This window comes from Bacillus sp. BD48 (genome assembly GCF_046566805.1).
Lineage (GTDB): Bacteria > Bacillota > Bacilli > Bacillales > Bacillaceae > Bacillus > Bacillus safensis.
Window position 1 is genome coordinate 25,993 of record NZ_JANGFM010000001.1, and the last position, 22,894, is coordinate 48,886.

Below are 22,894 nucleotides of genomic sequence, written 5' to 3' on the forward strand. Positions count from 1 at the left end.
GGCCTCATGATAAACCTAAAACCAGCGTGGATACCTGAAGAGCAGATGATGAAACAAACACGTCTTTACAAATGGATGCATTCGCTTGGTTTTACTACTTACGATGCGTTCTATCAAGCTAGTATCGAGCGTACCGATTGGTTTTGGAGAGAAGCTGAAAAGGCGGTCGGCATTGTGTGGAAGGAGCCGTATGAAGCTGCATTAGGCCAAGATTCATTCATGTGGCCCAATTGGTATAAAGGCGGCAGGCTCAACGTGGTCGAAACGGCTGTTGACAAATGGGCAGAGAATGAAGAAACCCAGCATCAGCCAGCCGTGATTTGGAGAAATGAAGCGGGAGAAGAGAGAAGATGGACGTTCCTCGAACTTCAGGAAAAGGTCAATCGTCTCGCTGCTGGTTTTTTGAAGAAGGGGATTCAAAAAGGGGATGTGGCCGTCATTTATATGCCGATGCTTCCGGAAACGGCTGCTGTCATGCTTGCCTTTGCAAAGATTGGTGTCATCTTTAGCCCAGTCTTTTCCGGCTATGGAAGCGAGCCTCTAGCCGTACGTATTCGTGCATCCGGTGCAACCATTGTCGTCACAGGCTCAAGCGTGACGCGCCGGGGAAAGACGATCAACATGCGTGAATGTGCGGCAGAAGCCATCGACAAAACCAAGACTGTCAAAACAGTCATAGTACACGCTGCCTCTCATACTGGATATAAAGAGGATATCAAGCTAAACGATTTGTTAAAAGAAGAACCACTGAGTGAAACGACTTATCTTTCAAATGAAGATCCTCTTATGATCTTATACACTTCTGGAACAACCGGTACACCCAAAGGGGCTGTCCATACACACGCAGGTTTTCCTGTAAAAGCAGCTTTTGATGCCGGTCTTTGTATGGACGTTTCAAAAGGAGACCGCTTGTTCTGGCTCACAGACATGGGGTGGATGATGGGGCCATTTCTCGTCTTTGGCGGCTTGATCAATGGAGCTGCGATTGTTTTATATGACGGCGCCCCCGATTATCCAAATGAACAGCATCTCTGGTCATTCATCCACGAGCAAAAAGTCACCCATTTTGGACTTTCACCTACTTTTGTTCGATCTGCGATGCAGCAAAACCTTTCAGACATTGAGCTGTCGCATGTCAAAGCCATCATTTCTACAGGTGAACCGTGGAATGAAGCACCATGGCAGTGGCTTTTTGACACAATTGGTCAAAAGCATATTCCGATCTTAAATTACTCAGGGGGAACAGAGGTTTCTGGCGGAATTGTAGGAAGTACGCTGCTTCGCCCAATCAAACCGATCCTTTTTAATGCGGCAATCTTAGGAATGGCGGCAGATGTGTTTAATGAGGCAGGAGAGAGCGTTATGAATGAGGTAGGGGAACTTGTTGTGAAAAAGCCATGGGTCGGCATGACATGTGGATTTTGGAAAGATCCGGAGCGTTATGAAGACACCTATTTCAAACGATTTGATGGGGTGTGGACACACGGTGATTGGGTGATGCAATCAGAGGATAGCGCATTCCATATCACGGGCAGATCGGATGATGTCATTAATACAGCAGGAAAACGCGTCGGTCCAGCTGAAATTGAATCCATTCTTGTCGGGCACCCGGCCGTACACGAGGCCGCTGTGATTGGAGTAAAGGATGAAGTGAAGGGAGAGGCACTTGTTTGTTTCATTGTAGCGAGTTCACAGTCTTTCGAAGAAACAACACTCATTCAAGAGCTCAAAACACATGTTGGTTCACATGCGGGGAAAGCGCTCACTCCAAAGGAAATTCATCTCATTTCAGCTTTACCGAAAACAAGAAACGGAAAAATCGTCCGGCGTTTATTAAAAGGAGCTTATGAACAGCTGCCTTCACCAGATCTATCTTCTTTAGACAATCCGAAGGTGTACAAAAGCATTTGCGAATACTTGAAAAGGAAACAAAGTCCATAAAAAAAGACAGGAGAGCGTCCTGTCTTTTTTATTGCACATGAAAATTCGTGCCATCTGTTGTTTCTTTCACAATACCTGCCCGAATCACAAAATCACCGAAATGTTCATGTTCCTCGCGTTCTTTCGCATAGCGGGGGAGTAGAGAGCCAAGCTCGTTTAAAATGTCTTCTTCTCCTACATTTTCTCGGTACAGTTTACTTAATCTGCTGCCATCAAACGCAGCGCCAAGATACATGTTGTATTTGCCAGGTGATTTCCCGATAAAGCCAATTTCACCAAGCGCATGTCGGGCACATCCATTTGGACATCCAGTCATTCGAATCGTGATTTCTTTGTCACTTAAGCCGTTTTCTTCGACAATCTCTTCAATTTTGTCAATCAAGCGCGGGAGGTAGCGTTCTGCTTCTGCCATCGCTAAGCCGCATGTTGGAAGAGAAACACAGGCCATTGAACTGCGGCGCAGTGCAGAGTGCTGCTGGCCATCTGATAAACCGAACTTCTGAATGAGCTGTTCGATTTGTTTCTTTTTATGAGATGTGACATTTCCAATCATTAAATTTTGATTCGCTGTTAAGCGGAAGTCACCTGTATGAATTTTTGCGATTTCACGAATGCCAGTCATTAGCGGATAATCATCGTAATCAGTGATCCGGCCGCCTTCTACAAACATAGTATAATGCCATCTGCCATTGATGCCTTTTACCCAGCCATAACGGTCACCATTATGGTCAAAGTGATAATCTCTTGCGTCTAATAGAGCAAATCCAAGGCGGCGTTCCAGCTCTTCTTTTACATTCTCAAGACCGAGGCGGTCCACTGTATATTTAAAGCGGGCATTTTTTCTCACCGAACGGTTTCCATAGTCACGCTGAATGGTGATCACTTGTTTGGCAATCTCTACAACTTGTTCCGGTGTACAAAATCCAATGACTTTTGCGAGCTGAGGATAAGTCGCTGTATCACCATGAGTCATGCCCATTCCGCCGCCAATCGCGACATTAAAGCCGACTAATTGATCATTTTCAATAATCGCAATGAAGCCTAAATCCTGCGAAAAAACATCAATATCGTTAGCAGGAGGGACCGCCACACCAATCTTGAATTTTCTTGGCAAATAAAGTGGACCATACATCGGCTCAACCTCTGTATTAGGCGTTGCCGCTACCTTTTCCTCATCAAGCCAAATTTCATGATACGCTCTTGTTTGCGGAAGCAGGTCATCACTTAATTTTTTGGCGAGCTCGTATACATCATGGTGTACTTCTGATTGATAGGGGTTTGATGTACACATGACATTACGGTTCACATCGCCGCAAGCAGCGATCGTATCAAGCATAGTGGAATGGATGTCTTGAATGGTTTTTTTCATGTTCCATTTTAAAATACCATGAAGCTGAAAGGTTTCACGAGTTGTCAGCTTTAACGTACCGTTTCCGTATTGATGAGCAAGCTCATCCATCACAAGCCACTGCTTAGATGTGGCGATTCCGCCAGGCAGGCGGACGCGCAGCATAAATTGATAGGCAGGCTCAAGCTTTTGTTTTTGCCGTTCATTTCTCAGGTCACGATCATCCTGTAAATAACTGCCGTGATGCTTCATCAGGCGGTTGTCATCATCAGGGATACCCGCTGAAATCGGATCAAGCATTACTTCTTTTAATGTACCCCGTAAATAATCACTTTTTTCTTTGATTTCCTCTACGTCGCTCGGAGGTCCATCCGGCGCTGTTAATGCTGTCTTCACCATGTAAGTAAAAGCTCCTTTCTTTCAAACATTCAATCAATATACGTCACGCTGATAGCGTTTTTGCTGCTGCAAGTTGGCTAGATAGCTTTCTGCTTTCTCTTTGCTCATCGCACCTTCTTCTTGAATGATCGATAGAAGGGTATTATGAACATCATGCGCCATATGTTTTTCATCTCCGCAGACATATACATAGGCACCTTGCTCCAGCCATTCGAATAATTCTTTACTTTGTTTCTTCATTTGGTGCTGGACATATACTTTTTCCTCTGAATCTCTTGAAAAAGCCACATCCATTTTCGTTAACACACCATCTTTTAACCACTTTTGCCATTCGGTTTGATATAAGAAATCCGTTACAAAGTGCTGATCACCGAAGAATAACCATGACTTTCCGTCTGCACCGACTTCTTCGCGCTCCTGCATAAAGGAACGGAAAGGGGCGATGCCTGTGCCTGGTCCTACCATAATGATCGGTGCATCAGGGTTTTCAGGAAGCTTAAAGTTTTGATTGTGCTGGATATAAACAGGCAGCGTATCACCTGGCTCTAAGCGCTCTGCACATAAGATCGAGCAGACACCTTGACGTTCTCTTCCGTGAGCATCATATCTCACAGCACCGATCGTCAAATGAACTTCTTCTTCATTTGCTTTCAGGCTGCTTGCAATGGAATAAAGGCGGGCAGGAATTTTTCTTAAAATCGCAGCGAAGTCTGCCGCTGTTCCTTCAAAAGGACCGAAATCACGAGCAGCATCTACTAAATCTCTTCCTGCTATATACGCTTTCAACTTTTCTTCGTTTCCTTCTTCTAAAAGAGCCTGCAAGGCTTCGCTTTTTGTAAAGGACGCCATCTTTTGAAGAAGAGGTTTTGTTAATACGGTAATCTCAAAATGAGAGGTGAGTGCTTCTTTTAAAGGAAGAGTGTCACCGTTTTTATGAACAGTTACGGCTTCCTCTGCATCCCATCCGCATGCCTTGATCAGTTCATCAACAAGCGCAGGATCATTTGTTGGATAAATACCAAGGCTGTCACCTGGCTCATAAACAAGTCCTGATCCTTCAAGAGAAAGCTCCAAATGACGGGTTTCTTTGTTAGAGCCGCGGCCATTTAGGTTGATATTTTCAAGCACTTCAGCATAAAAAGGATTTGTTCTTGAGTATTCAGATGCTGCTGTTTGAGTGTTTGCTCCTGCTAATTCTTGCGGGGTTGCTGCGGCTTCGCCTTCACTAAGTGAAGATGCCACCCCTTGAAGCCATTCAGAAAACGGCTCATCATAATCAAGGTCACAATCCACTCGATCGAAAAGACGCGTTCCGCCAAGCTCTTTTAAGCGCTCATCAAATTCTTTACCTGTTTGACAGAAGAATTCGTAAGAGCTGTCACCAAGTGAAAGGACAGAAAAGCTTAAATGATCGAGCTTTGGTGCACGTCTGCCATGAACATATTCATGGAAAGAAAGAGCATTATCAGGCGGATCTCCCTCGCCATGTGTGCTGACGATAATCAGTAAATTGTTTATTTTTTTCAGACTATTTGGTTTAAAATCTGACATAGAAGAGAGCGTCACTTGAAAACCTTTCTCTTCAAGATGCTGCGCTGTCTTTTTTGCTAACCCTTCAGAATTGCCTGTTTGCGAGCCATAAAGTACGGTCACATCTTTGCTGACAGGCTGCGCTGGTGCTGCGGCAGAAGGAGAAGGGGCTAGGGCAGTATTTTCTGATCCGGCTAAAGCTGCCTGTGCTGATAAATAACCGGTAAGCCAAATTTTTTGTTGATCTGTTAAAGTCGGAAGCAGCTGATTAAGCAGTTCTGCCTGCTCCTGACTAAACGGACTGTTCAATACATGAAGTTGCAACGATATCCACCTCACAAGGAATATAAACATAGATTAATTCGATAGGAATTATATATATAGGTTCAATTTGAACTTTACCGAAAGTTTGCCATTAAGTAAAATATATAATATTGATTGTCATGATTAAGATTTCTAATACCTTTGCAAGGTGAAGGAACTTGAAGGTGAATCGCTTAACTGGATAAAGCACCTTAAGAAAAATGAACCGTTTTGAATGAAGAAGCGATCGTAAGGAATTGAAAAGGGGTGTATGAAAGTTGATGCAGCTAAAGTTTAAAAACATAAAATGTTTTCGGCTTGTCATCTTGATTTTTCTCGTTTTATTAGTTGCGTGCCATTCTCCAAAGGGCAATATAAAGGATTCATACAATAAGAATAAAACAACAGCACCTTTTTCAAAAAAAGGCATCCTGCTAAGAAAAGGGGAGACGAATTTACTTCTTATAAACAATAAAACGCCTCTAAAAAGCGATGATTCATTGAATACTCATCTTCTTATTGAAAAGTATAAAAATGATCTCATCGTTATGGATTTAACAAAAGTAGATACTAAAGAGCTGTCACAGGGTCAAACGATTGAGGTTTGGTTTGATGAGTTACAAGAATCGTTTCCTCCTAAAGCAACGGTCGAAAAATATCTCATCAAGATGGATAAGTAGGGAGCAAGGGGCAGATTCTTCCTATCATGAAAAAGGAGAAAAACCTTAAGGTTTTTCTCCTTTCCCAAATTATGCTGTTGGAAGTCCCATCACAGCTTTCACTTCTAAATATTCCTCGATTCCGAAGTCTCCCCATTCTCTTCCGATACCAGATTGCTTAAAGCCGCCAAATGGGGCAAAGTAATCTGTTTCGGCATTGTTAATGGTAATTTGACCAGCACGAATATGTTCAGCTACATATTTTAATGTTTTTTCATCTTTTCCAACCACATACCCAGCAAGGCCATACACTGTATCATTGGCAATCTCAAGGGCATGATCAAGGTCCTTATATGTGATTACACTCATGACGGGTCCGAATATTTCCTCTTGCGCAATGGTCATATCATTTTTCACATTTGTGAAAATAGTATGCTTTGCGAAATAGCCCTTGTCTAGTCCGTTCGGCTTACCAGTTCCCCCAGCAAGCAAGTTAGCACCTTCTTCAATTCCTTTTTCAATATAAGACTGCACGGTATCCCATTGCTTTTTGGAAACAAGAGGGCCAGTGGCGTGATCTTCTCTCGGATCACCAACGGTAAACTTCGGCAGAGCATTCAGCAGCGCTTTTTCAAATGCGTCTTTCATTGATTCAGGAATCAGCACACGTGTAGCTGCGGAACATACTTGACCTGTATTCATCGCAATATGATGAACGGCTGTTTCGGCTGCCTCATCCACATCTGCATCATCTAAGACGATAAGAGGGGATTTCCCGCCAAGCTCAAGAGCCACTTTCTTAATATTGTCTGCAGCATTTTCCATTATTTTAGAGCCGACAGCACCTGATCCAGTAAATGAAACAAAGTCAATATCAGGATGTGAGCTAATGCCGTCACCAATGACGTCACCAGTTCCGTTTACTAGGTTGAAGACTCCTTTTGGTACGCCTGCTTCATCAATGATGTCTGCAAGAATCATTGCGGCAAAAGGTGTAATTTCCGCTGGCTTTAAGACAACTGGTGAGCCTGCTGCAATGGCACCTGCGATTTTAAGTGATGTTTGATTCGTTGGGAAATTCCATGGTGTAATCAATCCGCTGACACCAATCGCTTCTTTTATAATGGTATGTCCGCCGCGGTCCTCAGTAAATGTATAAGATTTAAGTGCTTCCGCTGCTTTAGAAAAATGTTCATGTCCCATTTTGTAATGAACCTCTTCTGATACTTTAAGCGGTGCACCAAGCTCTTGTGTCATGACTTCTATCAGTTCATCCTTACGCTTTTCGTAGCCGCGCACTATGTTTTCCAGCATCTTTACGCGTTCATTTCGAGATGTTTTTGAGAAAGAAGGGAAGGCGGCACGAGCGGCTTTGACTGCCTTATCTAAATCTTCCTTTGTTCCTAAACTAATAGTGCCAATGACTTCCTCTGTAGCAGGATTGATGACTTCCGTCGTTTCGTTTCCTGTTGATGCGATCCATTCTCCGTTAATAAAATGTTTCTCTTGATTTCTCATTCTGACATGTCTCCTTTTTATATGTGATTCAATTCAATATTCTGTTTTCAGGTGATATAAAACTGTACCCACTGTGAAAAATCTAAAACGATGAAACTGCAAAAGAAAAAGTTTCTGATATAATACGCAAAGTGGGACATATGTCCTTTTCAACATGAGGGTATCTATCTTTTAATGGAACTAGACTGAAAAAAGAAGGAGCATTTGAACGAATGAAAGGTGTTATTTTCGCTTTATTAGGAGGCGCTTGTATTACACTGCAAGGCGTAGCAAACGCAAGAATCAGCCAGGATATCGGGACATGGCAGGCGGCAACCATCACGCAGCTGACCGGTTTTATTATCGCACTTATCATTTTACTGATCGTGCGTGACGGACACTTCAGGGAATATCGAAAGGTGAACCCGCTTTATTTAGTAGGAGGCGCATTTGCAGCCATTATTATTTTCAATGAAGTCACCGCAATTCAAATGATCGGTGTCACACTGACCATTGCTGCTTTGCTCATTGCACAGCTTGCTTTCACCTTTGCAATTGATGCAAAAGGATGGTTTGGTGTACAGAAAAAGAAAATGAAATGGCAGCATTATGCAGGAATTCTATTGATGATCGCAGGCGTCATCATTTTAAAGCTATAAAGGAGGGCGTCAGATGGAGGAGCTTCATGATGAATCACTATTTTCCTCTTATCTCAAGGCACATCAATTAGAAAACGTCTTTCATCAGAAACTCATATCACACGTCAGCTTATGGCGCTATGAGCAAGGTGAACTGATTTGTTCAAAGGGAGATCAGAGGGAGCACTTGTACTTGTTAGTAAAAGGAAAATTAAAGATTTTCACCACCACAAAAGAAGGGAAGACCTTTATTCTTTGTTTTAAACATCCTCTTGAAACGATTGGAGATATTGAATACGTTCAGCAGACAGATATGGTCAATACAGTGGAGGCTGTCACAGAAGTACATATGCTAAGGATTTCTCATCAAGCGCTCAAGCGCCATGCGAAGGATGATCCCCGCGTGTTAACCTTTTTACTAAAGGGCATCACAAACAAATTTTATACGAAATCAAACGATTTGAGTTTCCACCTTTTATATCCTGTAGAGGTCAGGCTCGCAAGCTACTTATTGTCCGTGTTAACAGGTGATAACAGTGCGAGCGCACTTCGTCTTACTGATGCGGCGAGCTTAATTGGTACAAGCTACCGGCATATTAACCGGGTGATTCAGCAATTTTGTGAAAAAGGGCTGATCAAGAGGCAAAGAGGGGAAATTACGATTCTTGACCGGGAAGGACTCTTAGAATTAGCGGAGCGAAACATTTATGAATAGAAGAAATGAAGGGATACAGACATGATCATAGGAATAGGATTAGCCATCACGGCTGGCGCACTCGTCAGCTTACAAACCATTTTTAACAGTAAGGTCAATGAGCAGACCGGCTCTTGGTCAACGACCACTCTCGTTCTAGGTATGGGCTTTATTGCTTCACTTTTGATGGGTCTTTTGCTAGAAGGAACCGGCATGTTTCAATTAAGACATATGGAAGCGTGGTACTGGATAAGCGGAGCCATTGGAGTAGGGGTGGTCATCTGCCTCGTTCAAAGCATCAAACGGCTTGGCCCGACTTATGGAATCTCGATTGTCCTGATTTCACAGCTGGGCTGTGCGCTTTTGTTCGATTCGCTCGGCTGGCTTGGGTTAGAGAAAGTGGAATTTTCTCCCGCAAAACTATTAGGTGTCATTGTGATTGTTGCGGGGATCTTGGTGTTTAAATTGACCAAATTGGAGTCAGCAGAAGAGGAGCAATCAGAAGAAAAAGGGCTGCCACAAGAGTAGCTGCCCTCTAGATCAATCGACGCCATAGAACGGTGATCGCGGATAAACCATTTAAAAGGAGCCTTTTCACTAAAGGCTTTTTTTTCTGCCCATAGGCACTCGTTTTATAGGCTTCTTTGTCCTTCGCGACGAGAATACTATAGGCGATTTTACGTTCAATTGCCTGAGTAAGTGATAGCGCAAACGGGGCACTATCAATGACCAAAATCGACTCTGTATTTAAAAAACTAGACCTCGCATCTAAATTATATGTTCCGATAATACTTAAATAATCATCAATGACCATCGATTTCGCATGAATGGAATACGGACCTTCATATTCGTACAAATGAACGCCTGTTTTCATCAGTTCCTTTTTCGTGCTTAAGTAACCTGCAAAAGCTAACGGATTTGGCGTCGCTGTAAGAGAATTCGTGACAACTGTCGTTTGAATCCCGCTAGCTAAGGGAGTGAGACCGTCTTTCATTGGGCGTGTCGGGATGACATAAGGCGTCTGTATGAGCACAGAACGCTTTGCCCGGTGAGCAAGATCGTTTAGTTTTTTCAGCACAAGAGGACGCTTATTGAAACGCTCCACAGGATTTGTAAAAAATGCAATCTGTTTCACTGAGGTGCCATCTGCTGCCCAATGAAAGGAGGACATCACAAAAGGTTCTTTCGCATGCACTGCCTCCCGATAGGATCTAAGCAGTTTCTTTCTTAGTTTTAAGCCTTTTTTTGCTTTTTGCTTGGAGAACACGGCTTTTGTTCTTTTCGTAAAGTCATGATTCCATAAATAAACGAAATATTGCTCCATTTCATCTAATACTTTTCCTTTTTTGTCGTTATAGAGTAGCACATCGCGGTCAAATGCAAAGTCTTTCGGCGGCTGATCTGCAAAGTATTTATCACCGATATTTCTTCCGCCCATGATAGCCACTCGGCCATCTGCTAGCAGCAGCTTATCATGAAGGCGGTTATGCCACGTCCATGGCTTAAATAACCGAAAGGGCTCATAAAAACGAATGGCCATGTTCGGATGATTTGCCACGGCATATCGTAAATGCTTCAGCGGTCCACGCAAACTGTGGCAGATGCCGTCTAAAAGCAGCTGAACTTTCACTCCTCGATCAGCAGCTTCAATTAAAGCACCTAGTACCCATTCGGCTGTTTTTCCCTTTTGAATGGAATAATAACTAAGGCGGATCATCCTCTTTGCCTCACGAATCATTTGGATTCTTGCCTGACCAGACTCAAATCCATCGTCCAGAAGCATCACTTGATTTGTGCCCTGATCGTCGCCTGAGATCGAAGAGGCTTTATAGATACAATGTTCTTTGCATGTTTTTTGTATCGGCAAATAAAACAAAACAAATGCGGTCAAAAAGACATAAACGACATAGAGAAGGATCAGATAAAACAAAAGATGAAGCATACGGATCACCTCCTTTCACATAGACACAACTTTTCCTTAGTTTATGTCAAAAATAAAATTTCACTCATTTTCGCCTTTCTTCTAAATACATGACAAAAGAATCATCTTGTTTTTATTGGGCATTTAATTATAGTATGAAATGAATAAGGGGGAATCGAATTGAATGAATCATTATTTAACATCCCAAGTGATGTATATCAAACGTTAAGTGAAACAGAACGTTATTTACTCAATTATATTCACCAGCATTTAGAGGATATCTCCACCTTATCCATTGTCACTTTAAGCGAAAGAGCCAATGTATCGACTGCCACGATTGTCAGACTGATGAAAAAAATTGGCTATAACGGCTATACATCCTTTAAATATCGATTGAAACAAGAAAAGAAAATGACAGATGCAAGTGACCAACTCAAAAATATTGATGAAGACATCAAACTAGCGATTCGGAAAAATGAAGAAGAGGTTTTAAAAACGATACAGCTGCAAAGCATTGGGCAAATTGAAGATGCCGTTCAAAAAATACATAATGCAGACAAAATTTATATTTTCGGCAGAGGCTTCTCAGAGATGATCGCCAAAGAGATGACCATCAAATTACAGCTCATCGGAAAAACATGTGAAGTACACGACGATCCGAATATCATTCGGCTGAAATCGAGAGACATTCAAAAAAGTGAGCTTGCCATCTTTGTTTCATTAAATGGCGAAACAGCTGAGCTAGTTGAAGCGTGTCAAAACCTCAGCATGAAGCAAGTGACAACCATTACAGTCACGACAAGAATAGATTCTACATTAAGCAAAATATCAGATATGACACTAGTCGGATATAAAGGGGAACAATCTTTCTTCCCAGATTATGAAGTCAGATCCCGCCTGTCTCTTCATGTCATTGCCCGCATTTTACTCGATGCCTATGTGATCCGAATGAAATAACCAATAAGAAAGCCTTCGAGACTTTGATCTGGAAGGCTTTTTCTCATGAAAACCTTTACACATTCTGAAAACATTTTCACCGAATCGTATGAGATACTTTCTTTAGAGAAAAGAAAGAAGGTGAAACCAATTGATTTATACCTGCACCTTAAATCCTGCTATTGACCTATATATTGCATTAAAAGAAATGCGGGCAAATGCAGTCAATCGTACAGAAGATGAAGATTATCAGCCAAATGGAAAAGGCGTGAACGTGTCGATTATGCTAAAGAAATATGGCTTCACCAGCACTGCATTAGGATTTATCGCTGGGTTTTCAGGCTCTTATATTGAACAATCTTTAAAGGATCTCTCTATTCAGACCGATTTTATCTCGGTTGAAGGAATTACACGCATTAATGTTTTTATCAATACGACAGAAGAATACAAGCTCGTGAACCAGGGCCCTGCGATTGAAGAAAAAGCGCTTCACGCCTTTCGTGAGAAAATTGCGGCTATCCCGCAAGGAGGCATTCTTATCATGTCAGGCAGTCTGCCAAAAGGTGTTCCTGCCAGCATTTTTTCAGAAGTAGCAGCTATTTGCCATCAACAGAAGGTCAAGTTCATTTTAGACACAAGCTCAGCAGCAGTTCTTGAGACGCTTCAATACAAGCCGTATTTATTAAAACCGAATGAAGAAGAAATTGCTGCTTTTTTCAGCAAAACACATCCTTTGTCAGAAAAAGAACTCATTCAATCAGGAGAGAAGCTCATTGAGATGGGTGCAGAGCAAGTGCTTATTTCCCGCGGGGGAGAAGGGGCATTGTTCATTACAAAGGACGCAGTGTTTAAAGGAAACGCACCGACAGGCACTGTCGTAAACACAGCTTGTTCTGGAGATGCGATGCTCGCAGCTTTTCTTAGTAAACACCTTGAAGGACACTCACCTGAAGAGTGCTTACGCTACGGCATTGCAACTGGAGCATCCACTGCTTTTTCGAAAGGCTTAAGTGATTTACATGATATTGATTCATTGATTGAGCAAGTACACATTCAGAAGATATAAGGGGGAATAACACATGAGCCGTAAAAAAATTGTCGCTGCAACCGGCTGTCCAACAGGGATTGCACACACATTCATGGCAGCTGAAGCATTAAAAATCGCTGCTGAGCAACTAGGGGTCGACATTAAAGTCGAAACGCATGGTCAAGTAGGAATTGAAAACGCTTTAACAGATCAAGACATTATGGAAGCAGATGGGGTCATTGTGGCAGCCGATAAAGATGTGCATACAGACCGTTTTCACGGCAAACCACTCATTGAAGTGCCTGTAGCCAAAGGCATTCGCACGCCGGCCGAGCTGATTCAGAGCGTTATAAATGGAGATGCTCCCGTTCATCAAGTGAAAGGAAGAGCTTCTGGAACAGAGAAACCATCTGCTCCTTCATCCTCTCAACAAAAGTCGGCAAATAAATGGATACACACCATCTATAAACACTTAATGAACGGTGTATCACACATGCTGCCATTTGTTGTTGGAGGCGGTGTCTTAATTGCCCTTTCTTTCTTATTCGGAATCTACTCTGCTGATCCTCAGCACGAAACGTATCATCCGTTTGCTGCCTACTTGAAAAGCATTGGCGGACTTGGCTTTAGCTTAATGGTGCCAATTTTAGCAGCATTTATCGCTGATTCGATCGCTAGACGCCCAGGGATGGTCGTTGGATTTATAGGGGGTCTCCTTGCAAATGATGGAGGTGCTGGTTTCTTAGGCGGTATTATCGCAGGTTTTGCAGCAGGATATATCATTTTATTGCTTCAATTCTTGCTTCAAAAACTACCAGCTTCACTTGATGGATTAAAATCGATCTTCATCTATCCCGTGATCGGTATTTTCTTAATCGGGGCTGTCATGACCCCGCTGTTAGTCCCAATCACAGGGCTAAATAATTCCTTAATGGATTTTCTCTCATCTGTACAATCCACAAATCCTTTGCTTTTAGGCTTAATTGTTGGAGCAATGTGTGGATTTGATATGGGAGGACCTTTTAACAAAGCAGCCTATGTCACTGGAACGGCTTTACTTGCAGAAGGTAACCTTTACTTCATGGCAGGTGTGTCAGCGGCATGTATCACACCACCGCTTATCATTGCGATTGCTACAACCATTTTCCGAAAACATTTCACGCCACAAGAACGAAATGCAGGGGCAATCAACTATATTCTGGGGGCGACACATATTACAGAAGGAGCCATCCCATTTGCGGCAAAAAACCCAGTCGTTGTCCTGCCAATTATCATGTTTGGCTCGGCCATCTCTGCTATATTAACGTATCTCTTTGGCGTACAGGTTCCAGCTCCGCATGGCGGGTTCCTTGTCCTTCCAGTCGTCACAGGCGCATTCCAATGGGTGCTTTCCATACTAATCGGATCACTTGTAGGTGCGATACTATACGGACTTTATCGTAAAAAAATAGACAAACCCGCAGTTTAAGAGGGAGGAAGAGAAATAATGGAACATATCTATATGAATCTTCACGAAACAGCTTCTTCACAGGCTGGTGTTTTCGCAGCCATTGCTGACATTGCCTACAAAGCAGGTATTTGCACCTCACCAGAGGATGTCAAAAAAGGCTTAGCGGAAAGAGAAGCACTTAGTACAACCGGATTTCAAGATGGATTTGCCATTCCGCATACACAAACAGAAGCCATCACGAAACCAGCACTTGTGATCGTCCGCACGGAAACAGGAATTGAATGGGACGCTTTTGATGGGAAGCCTTGCTTTTTCTTCCTATCCTTACTGATCCCCAAAAACGAAGCAGGAACCACTCATTTAAAGGCTCTTTCTGCCCTTTCACGAGGTTTAATGGATGAAGCGAAACGACAAAAACTGCTGGAAACAAGAACAAATGAAGACATGCTTGCTGTATTAGAAACGGATATTTTAACTAGAGAGGATGTTTGATCATGCCTTTACTTTCAACAACACCGATGCTTGAGGCTGCGAAAAAAGAAAAATACGGAATTGTGGCATTCAATGTGCACTCCTTTGACAGTATCTATTGGGTGCTCGAAACTGCCGCAGAATTAAAGTCACCTGTGATTTTGCAAACAACGGTTGGAACAGTCCAATCTCTTGGAGCAAAAGCGATTGCAGATACAGTGAAGGCGGCGGCTGATCAATATCAAATCCCAATCGGTCTTCACCTGGATCATTGCACGGACTTTGATGTGATTCTCACCTGTATCCGGGCCGGATATACATCCGTTATGATCGATGCATCCATGCATTCATATGAAGAAAATGTACGCCGCACAAAAGAAGTCGTGAATCTTGCATTAAAAGTAGGTGTGAATGTCGAAGCAGAGCTAGGCAAGGTAGGCGGCGTAGAAGATGATATCGTCGTCGATGAAAAGGATGCCGAAAAAGCCGTTCCATCAGAATGCCGTCAATTTGTAGAAGAAACTGGGGTACCTACTTTAGCGCCTGCCATTGGTACTGCCCATGGCATTTATAAAGGAGTGCCGGATATTGACTTTGCCCGCATTGAACAAATTGCAGCGCTTGTTGATGTACCACTTGTCCTGCACGGTGGTTCCGCTGTACCAGATGAAGATGTCAAGCGATGTGTTGCACTTGGTATGGCAAAGGTGAATGTCTCAACTGAACTGAAAAATGCATATTCCGAGGCGATACGTGATCATTTCTCAAACGAACCTGAAAGTTTAGATCCGCGTATGTATTTACAAAAAGCAAAACAAGCAGCAAAAGACATGGTCCAATCGAAAATACGAATCGTTGGCAGTGAGGGCAAAGCCCATCCATTATATCAATGAGACGAAAAAAAGCAGAGCCGCTATCGCTCTGCTTTTTCACTTTATTCGTTTTCTTTCATTTCATTAGATGTGCGTACCCGTGCATTTCCCATAAATACGACCGTAATCGCTGCAAGTGCAATCGGGAATAATGCAAGCAAAAATACGTACGTAATACTTTGTGACATCGCATCGATGACTTTATTTAAAATATCAGGCGGAATTTGTGAGCGGGCACCTTCTTGGAAAATAGCCTGTGGATCGCCTACTTGAGAAGGGGCTCCTTTCATTCCGCTAAAGGAATCTGCTAAACGATTTGTCAGCACATTGGTTTGAATCGTCCCGAAAATCGTGACACCTAACGTCATCCCAAGTGATCTCATAAATGAATTGGTCGAGTTTGCACTGCCTCGGTAGCGCGGCTCAAGATCATTCATTGAAGCTGACGGCAGAAGGGAGAAGCTGAACCCGACGCCAAAGCCTGATATCATCATAAAGAGTGTGAGCCACAGTCTTGCTGTATCTGGTGACATATTGGCAAGCAGCAGCATCCCAGCGAAAAATGAAATGACAGAGATGGTCATCAGACGTCTGAAAGGCACTTTCGTCTGCATCGTTCCGCCAATCATACTGCCAATGACTGATCCAATCATCATCGGTGTTAAAATAAACCCTGCACTTGTCGCAGATTCACCGTACACCGCCTGAACAAAAATAGGAATAAAGACAGCAAGGATAATAAATGTCCCGCCATATAAAAACGCCAAAATTTGAGATGTAGCAAATAATCGATTTTTAAACATCCAAAATGAGATAATCGGCTCCTCAGCCTTACGCTCAACAATAAAGAAGATCGTACCGAACACAAGAAACACAGCAAAAAGTGTGAGGATTTGCACCGAATCCCAAGCATAAGATTTACCGCCAAGCTCAAGCGCGAACATTAAGCTGACAACCGCAACGACAAGTGTAATGGCACCTGACCAGTCGATTTTCTGCTTACGATGTTCAAGCGACTCCTGATAGTACCTGGCGATCAAGAAGACACTGACAATACCGATTGGCACGTTAATATAGAAAACCCAATGCCAGCCGATCGAATCCGTAATAATAGCACCTAAAAGCGGTCCGAGTACACTAGATAAACCAAAGACTGCTCCAAACATACCAGACATTTTTCCGCGCTTTTCAGGCGGAAAGATGTCAAAGATAATCGTGAATGCGATCGGTAGAAGTGCACCGCCTCCAAGCCCTTGAATGGCTCGGTAAATAATGAGCTGATCCATCGTTTGTGCGATACCGCACAGCGCTGATCCAATTAAAAAGAAAATAAGTCCAAACAGAAAAAAACGCTTTCGACCATACATATCAGAAAGCTTTCCGTAAATCGGCATTCCGGCCATCACTGCCACCATATAAGAAGCCGTCACCCAAGCAAATTTATCAAAACTGCCCAAATCTGCTACGATGCTTCCCATCGCTGTTGCAACAATGGTATTGTCCATCGCTGCCATAAAAATCCCTAACAGCAAACCGATGACAACAAAGCGAGTGGATGCCTTGCCTTTATCCACATGATTCATTTCATTTACCTCCTGCTTACGTTCTCTCATTATTTTTGCTATGATCAACTTAACCATAAAGTAAGAGAACATTTATCTTGATGATCAAGATAAATTGATTTTAAAGGGAGGAGAACAAGTTGTCAATAAAGAACGAGGCAGAAGACAGAGCAGCCCAGATCATACATACAATGAGGCGCCTCGCCACACGAACCGTTTTATTCCACCAAGCGGCCGCTCAATCGCTCGGCCTTTTTCCAACAGATCTCAAATCAGCCGATCTATTAAACGAACTCGGCCCCCTCACAGCGGGGGAATTAAGTGAAAAAACAGGCCTTAGCTCAGGTGCAGTCACAGCTCTCATTGACCGGCTTGAAAAAGCGGGCTACGCCAAAAGAGAAAAAGACCCAAAGGACAAACGAAGAGTCATCATTGTCCCACTAACAGCAGGGAAATCACAGGTAAAAGAACTCTTCCAATCCTTATCAGCATCAACCAAACAGCTCACAAACGAATACAAACCAGAAGAATTAGATTTAATCATCCAATTCATTTCAGAAGCAGCTGAAATAATGGAACAAGAGCTGCAATTGCTTAAGGCTAAATCGTAAGAAAGCCCACTTAGGAGAGATGTGTTATGAGGGTGCAAGAAGTTCTCATTGTGAATAACAACATAGGATGCTTATCCGAATAAGGGGAGGTATAACAGAAAGTGGAGATTATAAAGTTTAAGGATACTGATACAAAAGAGATTATTTCATTGTTTTATGAAACAGTTCATTCCGTAAATTCAAAAGATTATTCCCAAGTACAATTGGATGCTTGGGCACCAAGAGATGAAAAAGAATATAAAATTAATTCTTGGAAGGAATCATTGGGTCAAAATATAACATTTGTTGCTAAAGTTCATGATAAAGTTGTTGGTTTTAGCGATTTAACGCATACCGGGTACTTAGATAGACTATTCGTTCATAAAGATTATCAAGGACAAGGTATAGCCACAGCTTTAGTTGATATGCTCGAATCTGAGGCAAAGAAACTAAATCTTTTAGAAATTGATACCGAAGCAAGTATTACAGCTAAGCCATTTTTTGAACATCTAGGTTATAAAATTGTTTGTTCACAAACTGTGGAAAAAAAGGGGGTTAAGTTGGATAATTTTAAAATGCTAAAAAAAATAAAATAATCATTTTCTTGTTATGCTAACAGGTGCGTTAGTTTAAGAAGGAAGGGTATAATCATATAAAATATGTTATACCCTTTAATTTTTTCAATTTAGGTCTTGATAATTTTTAGGGTAGAATATGTTGATTTTAAAATAACAAGAAGCTTTGGTGGCGCTTTCCGTTACACGACTCAGCCATTACTGCGTCAATAAATACATCCTGAATAAGAACTGCTTTTTTATGTTGATCATCGTATAATAGACAAGAAAAATGAACCGAATATGTTGTCCAGAAAGAAGAACCTGCGGACGCTGATCATTGAGCACTTTAAATGCCTTGATTGGTGTCCGTTTTTTGAAGAAACGCACCTTTCTCTGATCAAATAAAAGTTGTTTTTGTATCTTTATTCCTATTTCATGACATTCCTTGTGTTGGTAAAATTGACCTTGTCAATGAATAGGAAGGAGTGACTTCTTCTGGGTAAGATACTTGATGCAAAAGCACTAACCAGTGCCATGGATACAAGGGCAACACACTATCAGGAACTCCGCGAACAAATGGTAGATTTAAAAAAGACATTACAAGGTGTTGCCAATCTCGGTGATGATTTCACTGGGAAAGGTGCCGATAACATTAAAAGCTTTTATCAAGAGCTGGCTGGAAATGTAGACATGTTTATCAGCTTCATTGATAAGCAAAAAGCCTTTCATGAAGGTGTTTCTGGGACACTTGATGATACGAGCTTTGGCGGCGATACCTTTGTAGAAGAACACTTTTTAGACAACGCAGTACATATGGGCATCAAGAATGCCAAAAGCATTGTAAAGGATCAAAAAAAGGCACTCAAAACGATTTTTCAAGACATTGATGACCTCATTTCCCTAGAGGTATTTGATAGCCAAACCTTTGATGAAAAAATAGAAGATGCGGAAGATGAACGAAAAAAGACGGTCAAAGATCTGAGAGAGCTTGATCAAAATTTAAAAGATGAATATGCTTTGTCAGAGACGGAGCAGCAAGCTACAATGGCATTGTACGCAGAAATGATAAATGCGACAAATGACGGAAAAGCGATTTCACCTATGAATTTTGATAAGAAAGCGTATCAAAATAGCGAAATCTACAAGGCAAAAAGTGATATTGAAAAGCAAACTTCTGAATATCTGAAAATCAAAAAAGAACAAGAAGAAGCCCGCAAGATCGCAAAGGAACAAGAAGCCCTCGCCAACCGTTCTTGGTATGAAAAAGTGCTCGATTATGGTGGAAATATTGTCAATGAACTAACGGGTGTGAATGATGCAAAACGCGCCGCAACGGGTATTGATCCAATCACAGGCGAGGAACTCACCGCAGGCCAGCGCGTCGCCGCAGGCGGCATGGCAGCGGCAGGCTACATCCCAATTGTCGGCTGGGCAGGACGCATTTTCAAAGGCGGAAAAGCCGTCTATAAAACGACTCAAGCCACATCAGCCGCAGTCAGAGCAGTCGACATTTACAAGACATCACAAAAGTCTTTTGGCGCCTTAAAAATATCTCAAAAAGGCTTATATGGCCTCACTGCAACTAACGGTTTCAGCGAAGCGATTACAGGCCGAGACATGTTTGGAAATAAGATCTCGAAAGAACAGCAGGAAGCGAGTATGAATGCGGCGCTAGGAATGCTTTTACCGTTTGGGGCGAAAGGGTTTCGGGGGAAGATGGGAATTACGGGTAGGGAAAAAGTTAAGTTCTCATCTAGCTTAGAAGATCATATAAGAAAAGTTGATCCCAATGTTCCAAGGAGAAGAGGAATTGGTGGGGCGCATAACAAAGATGAATTTATGAAAAATGATGTAAATATATTAAATGTTAAGAAGCATGATGCTTTGCCAGGAGTGGAAAAAATAACTTACCAAGTTCCTTCTTTAGATGCTAAAACAGGTCAAAAAATTGGATGGAAAGCAAAGCCATTTGATAAAACTGTTTATGATCCTAAGTTAATTTCTGATGAAGATTTTATTAAACGAGGAAAAGAAGCTGTAAATAATGCTTCTTCAAAAGGTGTTTTAGGGAGAGAATGGGAAGGTTACGATGGACAAGGTATAAAATGGAGAGGTTATACAGATAAGGATGGGACAGTGACCTCGTTTTATCCTGAATTATAGGTGGGAGGATTCAGATAGTATGTTAAAAAAAATTTTAGAAACTCAAATGTTAAGAGATGAACACTTTCCTGTGGTGGCTTTTTTCAATGCCATCACTGATGATAGCTTTGTAAATATTGTTCAGCATTTATCTACGGGAGTAGGTTATGGAATTAACGATGTTGATTGCACATTTCCAAATGATTTGGAACCCGACGAGGAACCCTTTCATGGAGTACTATTTGCACTTCATGATGATGAGGTTATTGTTGATTATCAAACATTCTACTATTATCTTGAGCAAGCCTGTAACACGTACATTACAGAGTATCCTCAGGATAAGAAAACTATTAGCGAGGTGTTAAGGAAGGTATTTGAAAAATATAGATTGGCCAATTGACAAAAGCAACCTCTGAAAATAGTTGAGCAACTAAGTATTGAAATTAGTAGAATGATTAAAGACAATATAATTAATCTAAATAATAAATTAGGACTTAAATTACTATAAAATTTATGGATAAGTTGGAGAATAATGAGAAGGAATATAAAACTTGAAGTCCCTGTATTCAACATTCATCCTTTAAGAATAACTGAAGGTTGGATTGTATGTTATAATAATTTTAGAGAAATTGACCCTAAAAAGTTAGAAACAGAAGATGATAGATGGTTTATGTTCACTGAAAGTTTATTACAACTTTATCATGAGAAATCATCAATAACATTGGATTTAGGGTGGTATCCCGATTTATCTTCTGATGGTAACTATCTTGTTCTAATAGTTAAAAATACAGATTGGGACAATCCTATTCAGGAATTCAGCTCGGAAGACTATACCAAAGTGATTGATTTTATAGAATTTCATTTGAAAGAAATTACATCCAACTGGTGGAAATGAAATAGTAGATTCTTAATTACTAACAAATTTACATCGCTAGTTTCTTCAGTTTTATTCATTTATGATCAATGATCAATTTTTGGGGCTGTAGGTACTCGAATGTGTTCTCAGAGTAATTTCATAATTAGGGGACTCAATATGTTTAAAGAATTAGATAATCTTTTATCTGCTGATACAACAGTAGATTCATGGTATGATGACGGGTGTTTGATTGCTAGTGAGATACTCTCTGAATTTAGCCTCAACGACTGGGAAGAACTATCAAATCAGGTGCTTAATAAACCAATAGAGTGGCAGCGTAAAATTGCTTACTGTCTGGATAATGAGTGCAATGAATATGAGTTAAATATTTTAATAGGTTTGTTAAATACTAATGATAAAGAATTATTTGAGATTTGTATTGATACATTGAGAAGTTTCCCAATTGAAGAAAGCAAGAAATTGATTTTGAAGCATCCCCAAATTTTAGAACGTGTAAATCATGTAGTGGCTACCACTGCGAATTCACCAGTAAAAGTAGTTCTTCAAGACTTTCTTTCAAAAATGCATTCAAATTAGTTCGTTTTTAATGAGATTACGCAAAAAAACCTTGATTGGCTTAATGCCTTTCAAGGTTTTTTGTGTTATTGAACTTCAAACTGAGAAAAAACCGACAAAAAGGGGACCTTTTTACCTAAGAGGATCATCGTATGATATAGACAAGCAAAACCAGCTTTTATAGTGAGTGTTTTTTGAATGAGGGGGGGATACTTTACATCATTTTCTTTGAATTTAGATCAGAAATTCCTTTGAAAAAGTAAAATAGCAGGACATTTATATAAAAAAATAACTGACAAGCCACTTTAACGGCGAACTTTTTCATAAGAAAATGAAGTTGGTACAATAAACAGAAAAACATCCTCTAATAATGCATAGAGAATGCTGCTCTGTTTAGAAGGGGGAAAGAATTTTAATTTATTTGTTCAATCACTTTCACAAATTCGAGTTCAATATTCCCCTTTAATTTTAAAAAATGATCCACGAATCGTTCCAGCTAGTTTAGACTTCTGCCTAGCAAATTTAAATTTTCCTTCTAATTCCTTTGGTACTTCCATCCCTTCAGAAAGCTTAAAACCAACAGCGCGTTTTTTCGGGTCATCCACTGTATACAGGACGTTAATTGCAAGACCATCCTCATAAAAGACGTAGGTCCATTTGATATTTTCCACTTGAAAACTTGCCGTTTCTAAAGGTTTGGCTGCAAACTCTAGTTCACGTTCTTCTTTTAGCACTCGGTTCACATAATCAAGGGTCTCCTGACTTTCGCTAGCAGGCAATACTGTCAATTCATGCTTATATTTGTTCATAAAGTAACGAGCCTCATTCGCTCGTAAGCCAGCAAGTGCTTCTGCTACAGGTGAAGACTCTAAACCAATCGTAGACACATTTTTAAAATCAACGATATAAGCCATTTCTATCCCTC

At 41.3% G+C, this 22,894-nt stretch carries 22 protein-coding genes; 16 read left to right on the top strand and 6 right to left on the bottom strand.

All coding sequences use genetic code 11. The features are described 5' to 3' along the window. Positions 1-6 precede the first annotated feature (6 nt). Positions 7-1,941, top strand: a complete 1,935-nt coding sequence (locus ACLGGR_RS00125; protein WP_410972264.1) for an AMP-binding protein — start codon at positions 7-9, stop codon at positions 1,939-1,941. Positions 1,942-1,969: 28 nt separating this feature from the next. Here ACLGGR_RS00125 and cysI read toward each other — a convergent pair whose 3' ends face one another. Together cysI and ACLGGR_RS00135 are read right to left on the bottom strand one after the other, a co-directional pair. Next, positions 1,970-3,688, bottom strand: coding sequence for an assimilatory sulfite reductase (NADPH) hemoprotein subunit (gene cysI / locus ACLGGR_RS00130; RefSeq protein WP_410972265.1), 1,719 nt, complete (start codon positions 3,686-3,688; stop codon positions 1,970-1,972). 33 nt (positions 3,689-3,721) lie between these two features. Further along, positions 3,722-5,542 (bottom strand): assimilatory sulfite reductase (NADPH) flavoprotein subunit, encoded by a 1,821-nt coding sequence (locus tag ACLGGR_RS00135; RefSeq protein WP_410972266.1) that lies wholly within the window; start codon positions 5,540-5,542, stop codon positions 3,722-3,724. 260 nt (positions 5,543-5,802) lie between these two features. On the opposite strand from ACLGGR_RS00135, the gene ACLGGR_RS00140 reads away from it, so the two are divergent. Next, positions 5,803-6,201, top strand: a complete 399-nt coding sequence (locus ACLGGR_RS00140; protein WP_410972602.1) for a DUF3221 domain-containing protein — start codon at positions 5,803-5,805, stop codon at positions 6,199-6,201. A 69-nt stretch (positions 6,202-6,270) separates the two neighbouring features. On the opposite strand, the gene ACLGGR_RS00145 is transcribed toward ACLGGR_RS00140, so the two are convergent. Beyond that, positions 6,271-7,698, bottom strand: coding sequence for an aldehyde dehydrogenase family protein (locus ACLGGR_RS00145; RefSeq protein ID WP_410972267.1), 1,428 nt, complete (start codon positions 7,696-7,698; stop codon positions 6,271-6,273). Between the two features lie 212 nt (positions 7,699-7,910). Here ACLGGR_RS00145 and ACLGGR_RS00150 point away from each other — a divergent pair, with 212 nt between their 5' ends. From ACLGGR_RS00150 to ACLGGR_RS00160, 3 genes are read left to right on the top strand one after another with little or no spacing between them, the layout of a single operon-like run. Beyond that, a complete protein-coding gene (locus tag ACLGGR_RS00150; RefSeq protein WP_142944980.1) occupies positions 7,911-8,336 on the top strand; it encodes a DMT family transporter in 426 nt (141 codons plus the stop codon). Positions 8,337-8,349: 13 nt separating this feature from the next. Beyond that, positions 8,350-9,030 (top strand): Crp/Fnr family transcriptional regulator, encoded by a 681-nt coding sequence (locus tag ACLGGR_RS00155; protein WP_410972268.1) that lies wholly within the window; start codon positions 8,350-8,352, stop codon positions 9,028-9,030. 21 nt (positions 9,031-9,051) lie between these two features. Continuing rightward, a complete protein-coding gene (locus ACLGGR_RS00160; RefSeq protein WP_142944978.1) occupies positions 9,052-9,537 on the top strand; it encodes a DMT family transporter in 486 nt (161 codons plus the stop codon). A gap of 7 nt (positions 9,538-9,544) precedes the next feature. Here the strand turns inward: ACLGGR_RS00160 and ACLGGR_RS00165 are convergent, their stop codons facing one another. Next, a complete protein-coding gene (locus ACLGGR_RS00165) occupies positions 9,545-10,951 on the bottom strand; it encodes a phospholipase D-like domain-containing protein (protein WP_410972269.1) in 1,407 nt (468 codons plus the stop codon). 159 nt (positions 10,952-11,110) lie between these two features. Here ACLGGR_RS00165 and ACLGGR_RS00170 point away from each other — a divergent pair, with 159 nt between their 5' ends. From ACLGGR_RS00170 to ACLGGR_RS00190, 5 genes are all read left to right on the top strand, one after another. After that, complete coding sequence (locus tag ACLGGR_RS00170; RefSeq protein WP_142944976.1) at positions 11,111-11,887, top strand: MurR/RpiR family transcriptional regulator; 777 nt, start codon at positions 11,111-11,113, stop codon at positions 11,885-11,887. A 130-nt stretch (positions 11,888-12,017) separates the two neighbouring features. Further along, positions 12,018-12,932 carry a 1-phosphofructokinase gene (pfkB, locus tag ACLGGR_RS00175; RefSeq protein ID WP_410972270.1) on the top strand — a complete coding sequence of 305 codons (915 nt, stop codon included), beginning with the start codon at positions 12,018-12,020 and terminating at the stop codon, positions 12,930-12,932. Positions 12,933-12,945: 13 nt separating this feature from the next. Then, positions 12,946-14,361 carry a PTS fructose transporter subunit IIC gene (locus ACLGGR_RS00180; protein WP_410972271.1) on the top strand — a complete coding sequence of 472 codons (1,416 nt, stop codon included), beginning with the start codon at positions 12,946-12,948 and terminating at the stop codon, positions 14,359-14,361. Between the two features lie 15 nt (positions 14,362-14,376). After that, complete coding sequence (locus tag ACLGGR_RS00185; RefSeq protein WP_095408703.1) at positions 14,377-14,835, top strand: PTS sugar transporter subunit IIA; 459 nt, start codon at positions 14,377-14,379, stop codon at positions 14,833-14,835. A gap of 2 nt (positions 14,836-14,837) precedes the next feature. After that, entirely contained in the window at positions 14,838-15,707 is an 870-nt protein-coding gene (locus ACLGGR_RS00190) for a class II fructose-bisphosphate aldolase (protein WP_410972272.1), read from the top strand. A 41-nt stretch (positions 15,708-15,748) separates the two neighbouring features. Here the strand turns inward: ACLGGR_RS00190 and ACLGGR_RS00195 are convergent, their stop codons facing one another. After that, the gene (locus ACLGGR_RS00195; protein WP_142944971.1) at positions 15,749-17,269 is read right to left on the bottom strand and encodes an MDR family MFS transporter; all 1,521 of its coding nucleotides are present in this window, start codon (positions 17,267-17,269) and stop codon (positions 15,749-15,751) included. A 170-nt stretch (positions 17,270-17,439) separates the two neighbouring features. Here ACLGGR_RS00195 and ACLGGR_RS00200 point away from each other — a divergent pair, with 170 nt between their 5' ends. The 6 genes from ACLGGR_RS00200 (at position 17,440) to ACLGGR_RS00225 (ending at position 21,990) form a co-directional block, all read left to right on the top strand. Further along, the gene (locus ACLGGR_RS00200) at positions 17,440-17,859 is read left to right on the top strand and encodes a MarR family winged helix-turn-helix transcriptional regulator (RefSeq protein WP_410972603.1); all 420 of its coding nucleotides are present in this window, start codon (positions 17,440-17,442) and stop codon (positions 17,857-17,859) included. Positions 17,860-17,960: 101 nt separating this feature from the next. Continuing rightward, entirely contained in the window at positions 17,961-18,434 is a 474-nt protein-coding gene (locus tag ACLGGR_RS00205; RefSeq protein WP_410972273.1) for a GNAT family N-acetyltransferase, read from the top strand. 495 nt (positions 18,435-18,929) lie between these two features. After that, positions 18,930-20,558, top strand: a complete 1,629-nt coding sequence (locus ACLGGR_RS00210; RefSeq protein WP_410972274.1) for a T7SS effector LXG polymorphic toxin — start codon at positions 18,930-18,932, stop codon at positions 20,556-20,558. Between the two features lie 19 nt (positions 20,559-20,577). Beyond that, positions 20,578-20,937, top strand: a complete 360-nt coding sequence (cdiI, locus tag ACLGGR_RS00215) for a ribonuclease toxin immunity protein CdiI (protein ID WP_226340878.1) — start codon at positions 20,578-20,580, stop codon at positions 20,935-20,937. Positions 20,938-21,069: 132 nt separating this feature from the next. Beyond that, positions 21,070-21,432, top strand: coding sequence for a hypothetical protein (locus ACLGGR_RS00220; protein ID WP_410972275.1), 363 nt, complete (start codon positions 21,070-21,072; stop codon positions 21,430-21,432). A gap of 138 nt (positions 21,433-21,570) precedes the next feature. Continuing rightward, complete coding sequence (locus tag ACLGGR_RS00225; protein WP_323650387.1) at positions 21,571-21,990, top strand: hypothetical protein; 420 nt, start codon at positions 21,571-21,573, stop codon at positions 21,988-21,990. 428 nt (positions 21,991-22,418) lie between these two features. On the opposite strand, the gene ACLGGR_RS00230 is transcribed toward ACLGGR_RS00225, so the two are convergent. Continuing rightward, a complete protein-coding gene (locus tag ACLGGR_RS00230; RefSeq protein ID WP_142944966.1) occupies positions 22,419-22,883 on the bottom strand; it encodes a phage tail protein in 465 nt (154 codons plus the stop codon). Positions 22,884-22,894 lie beyond the last annotated feature (11 nt).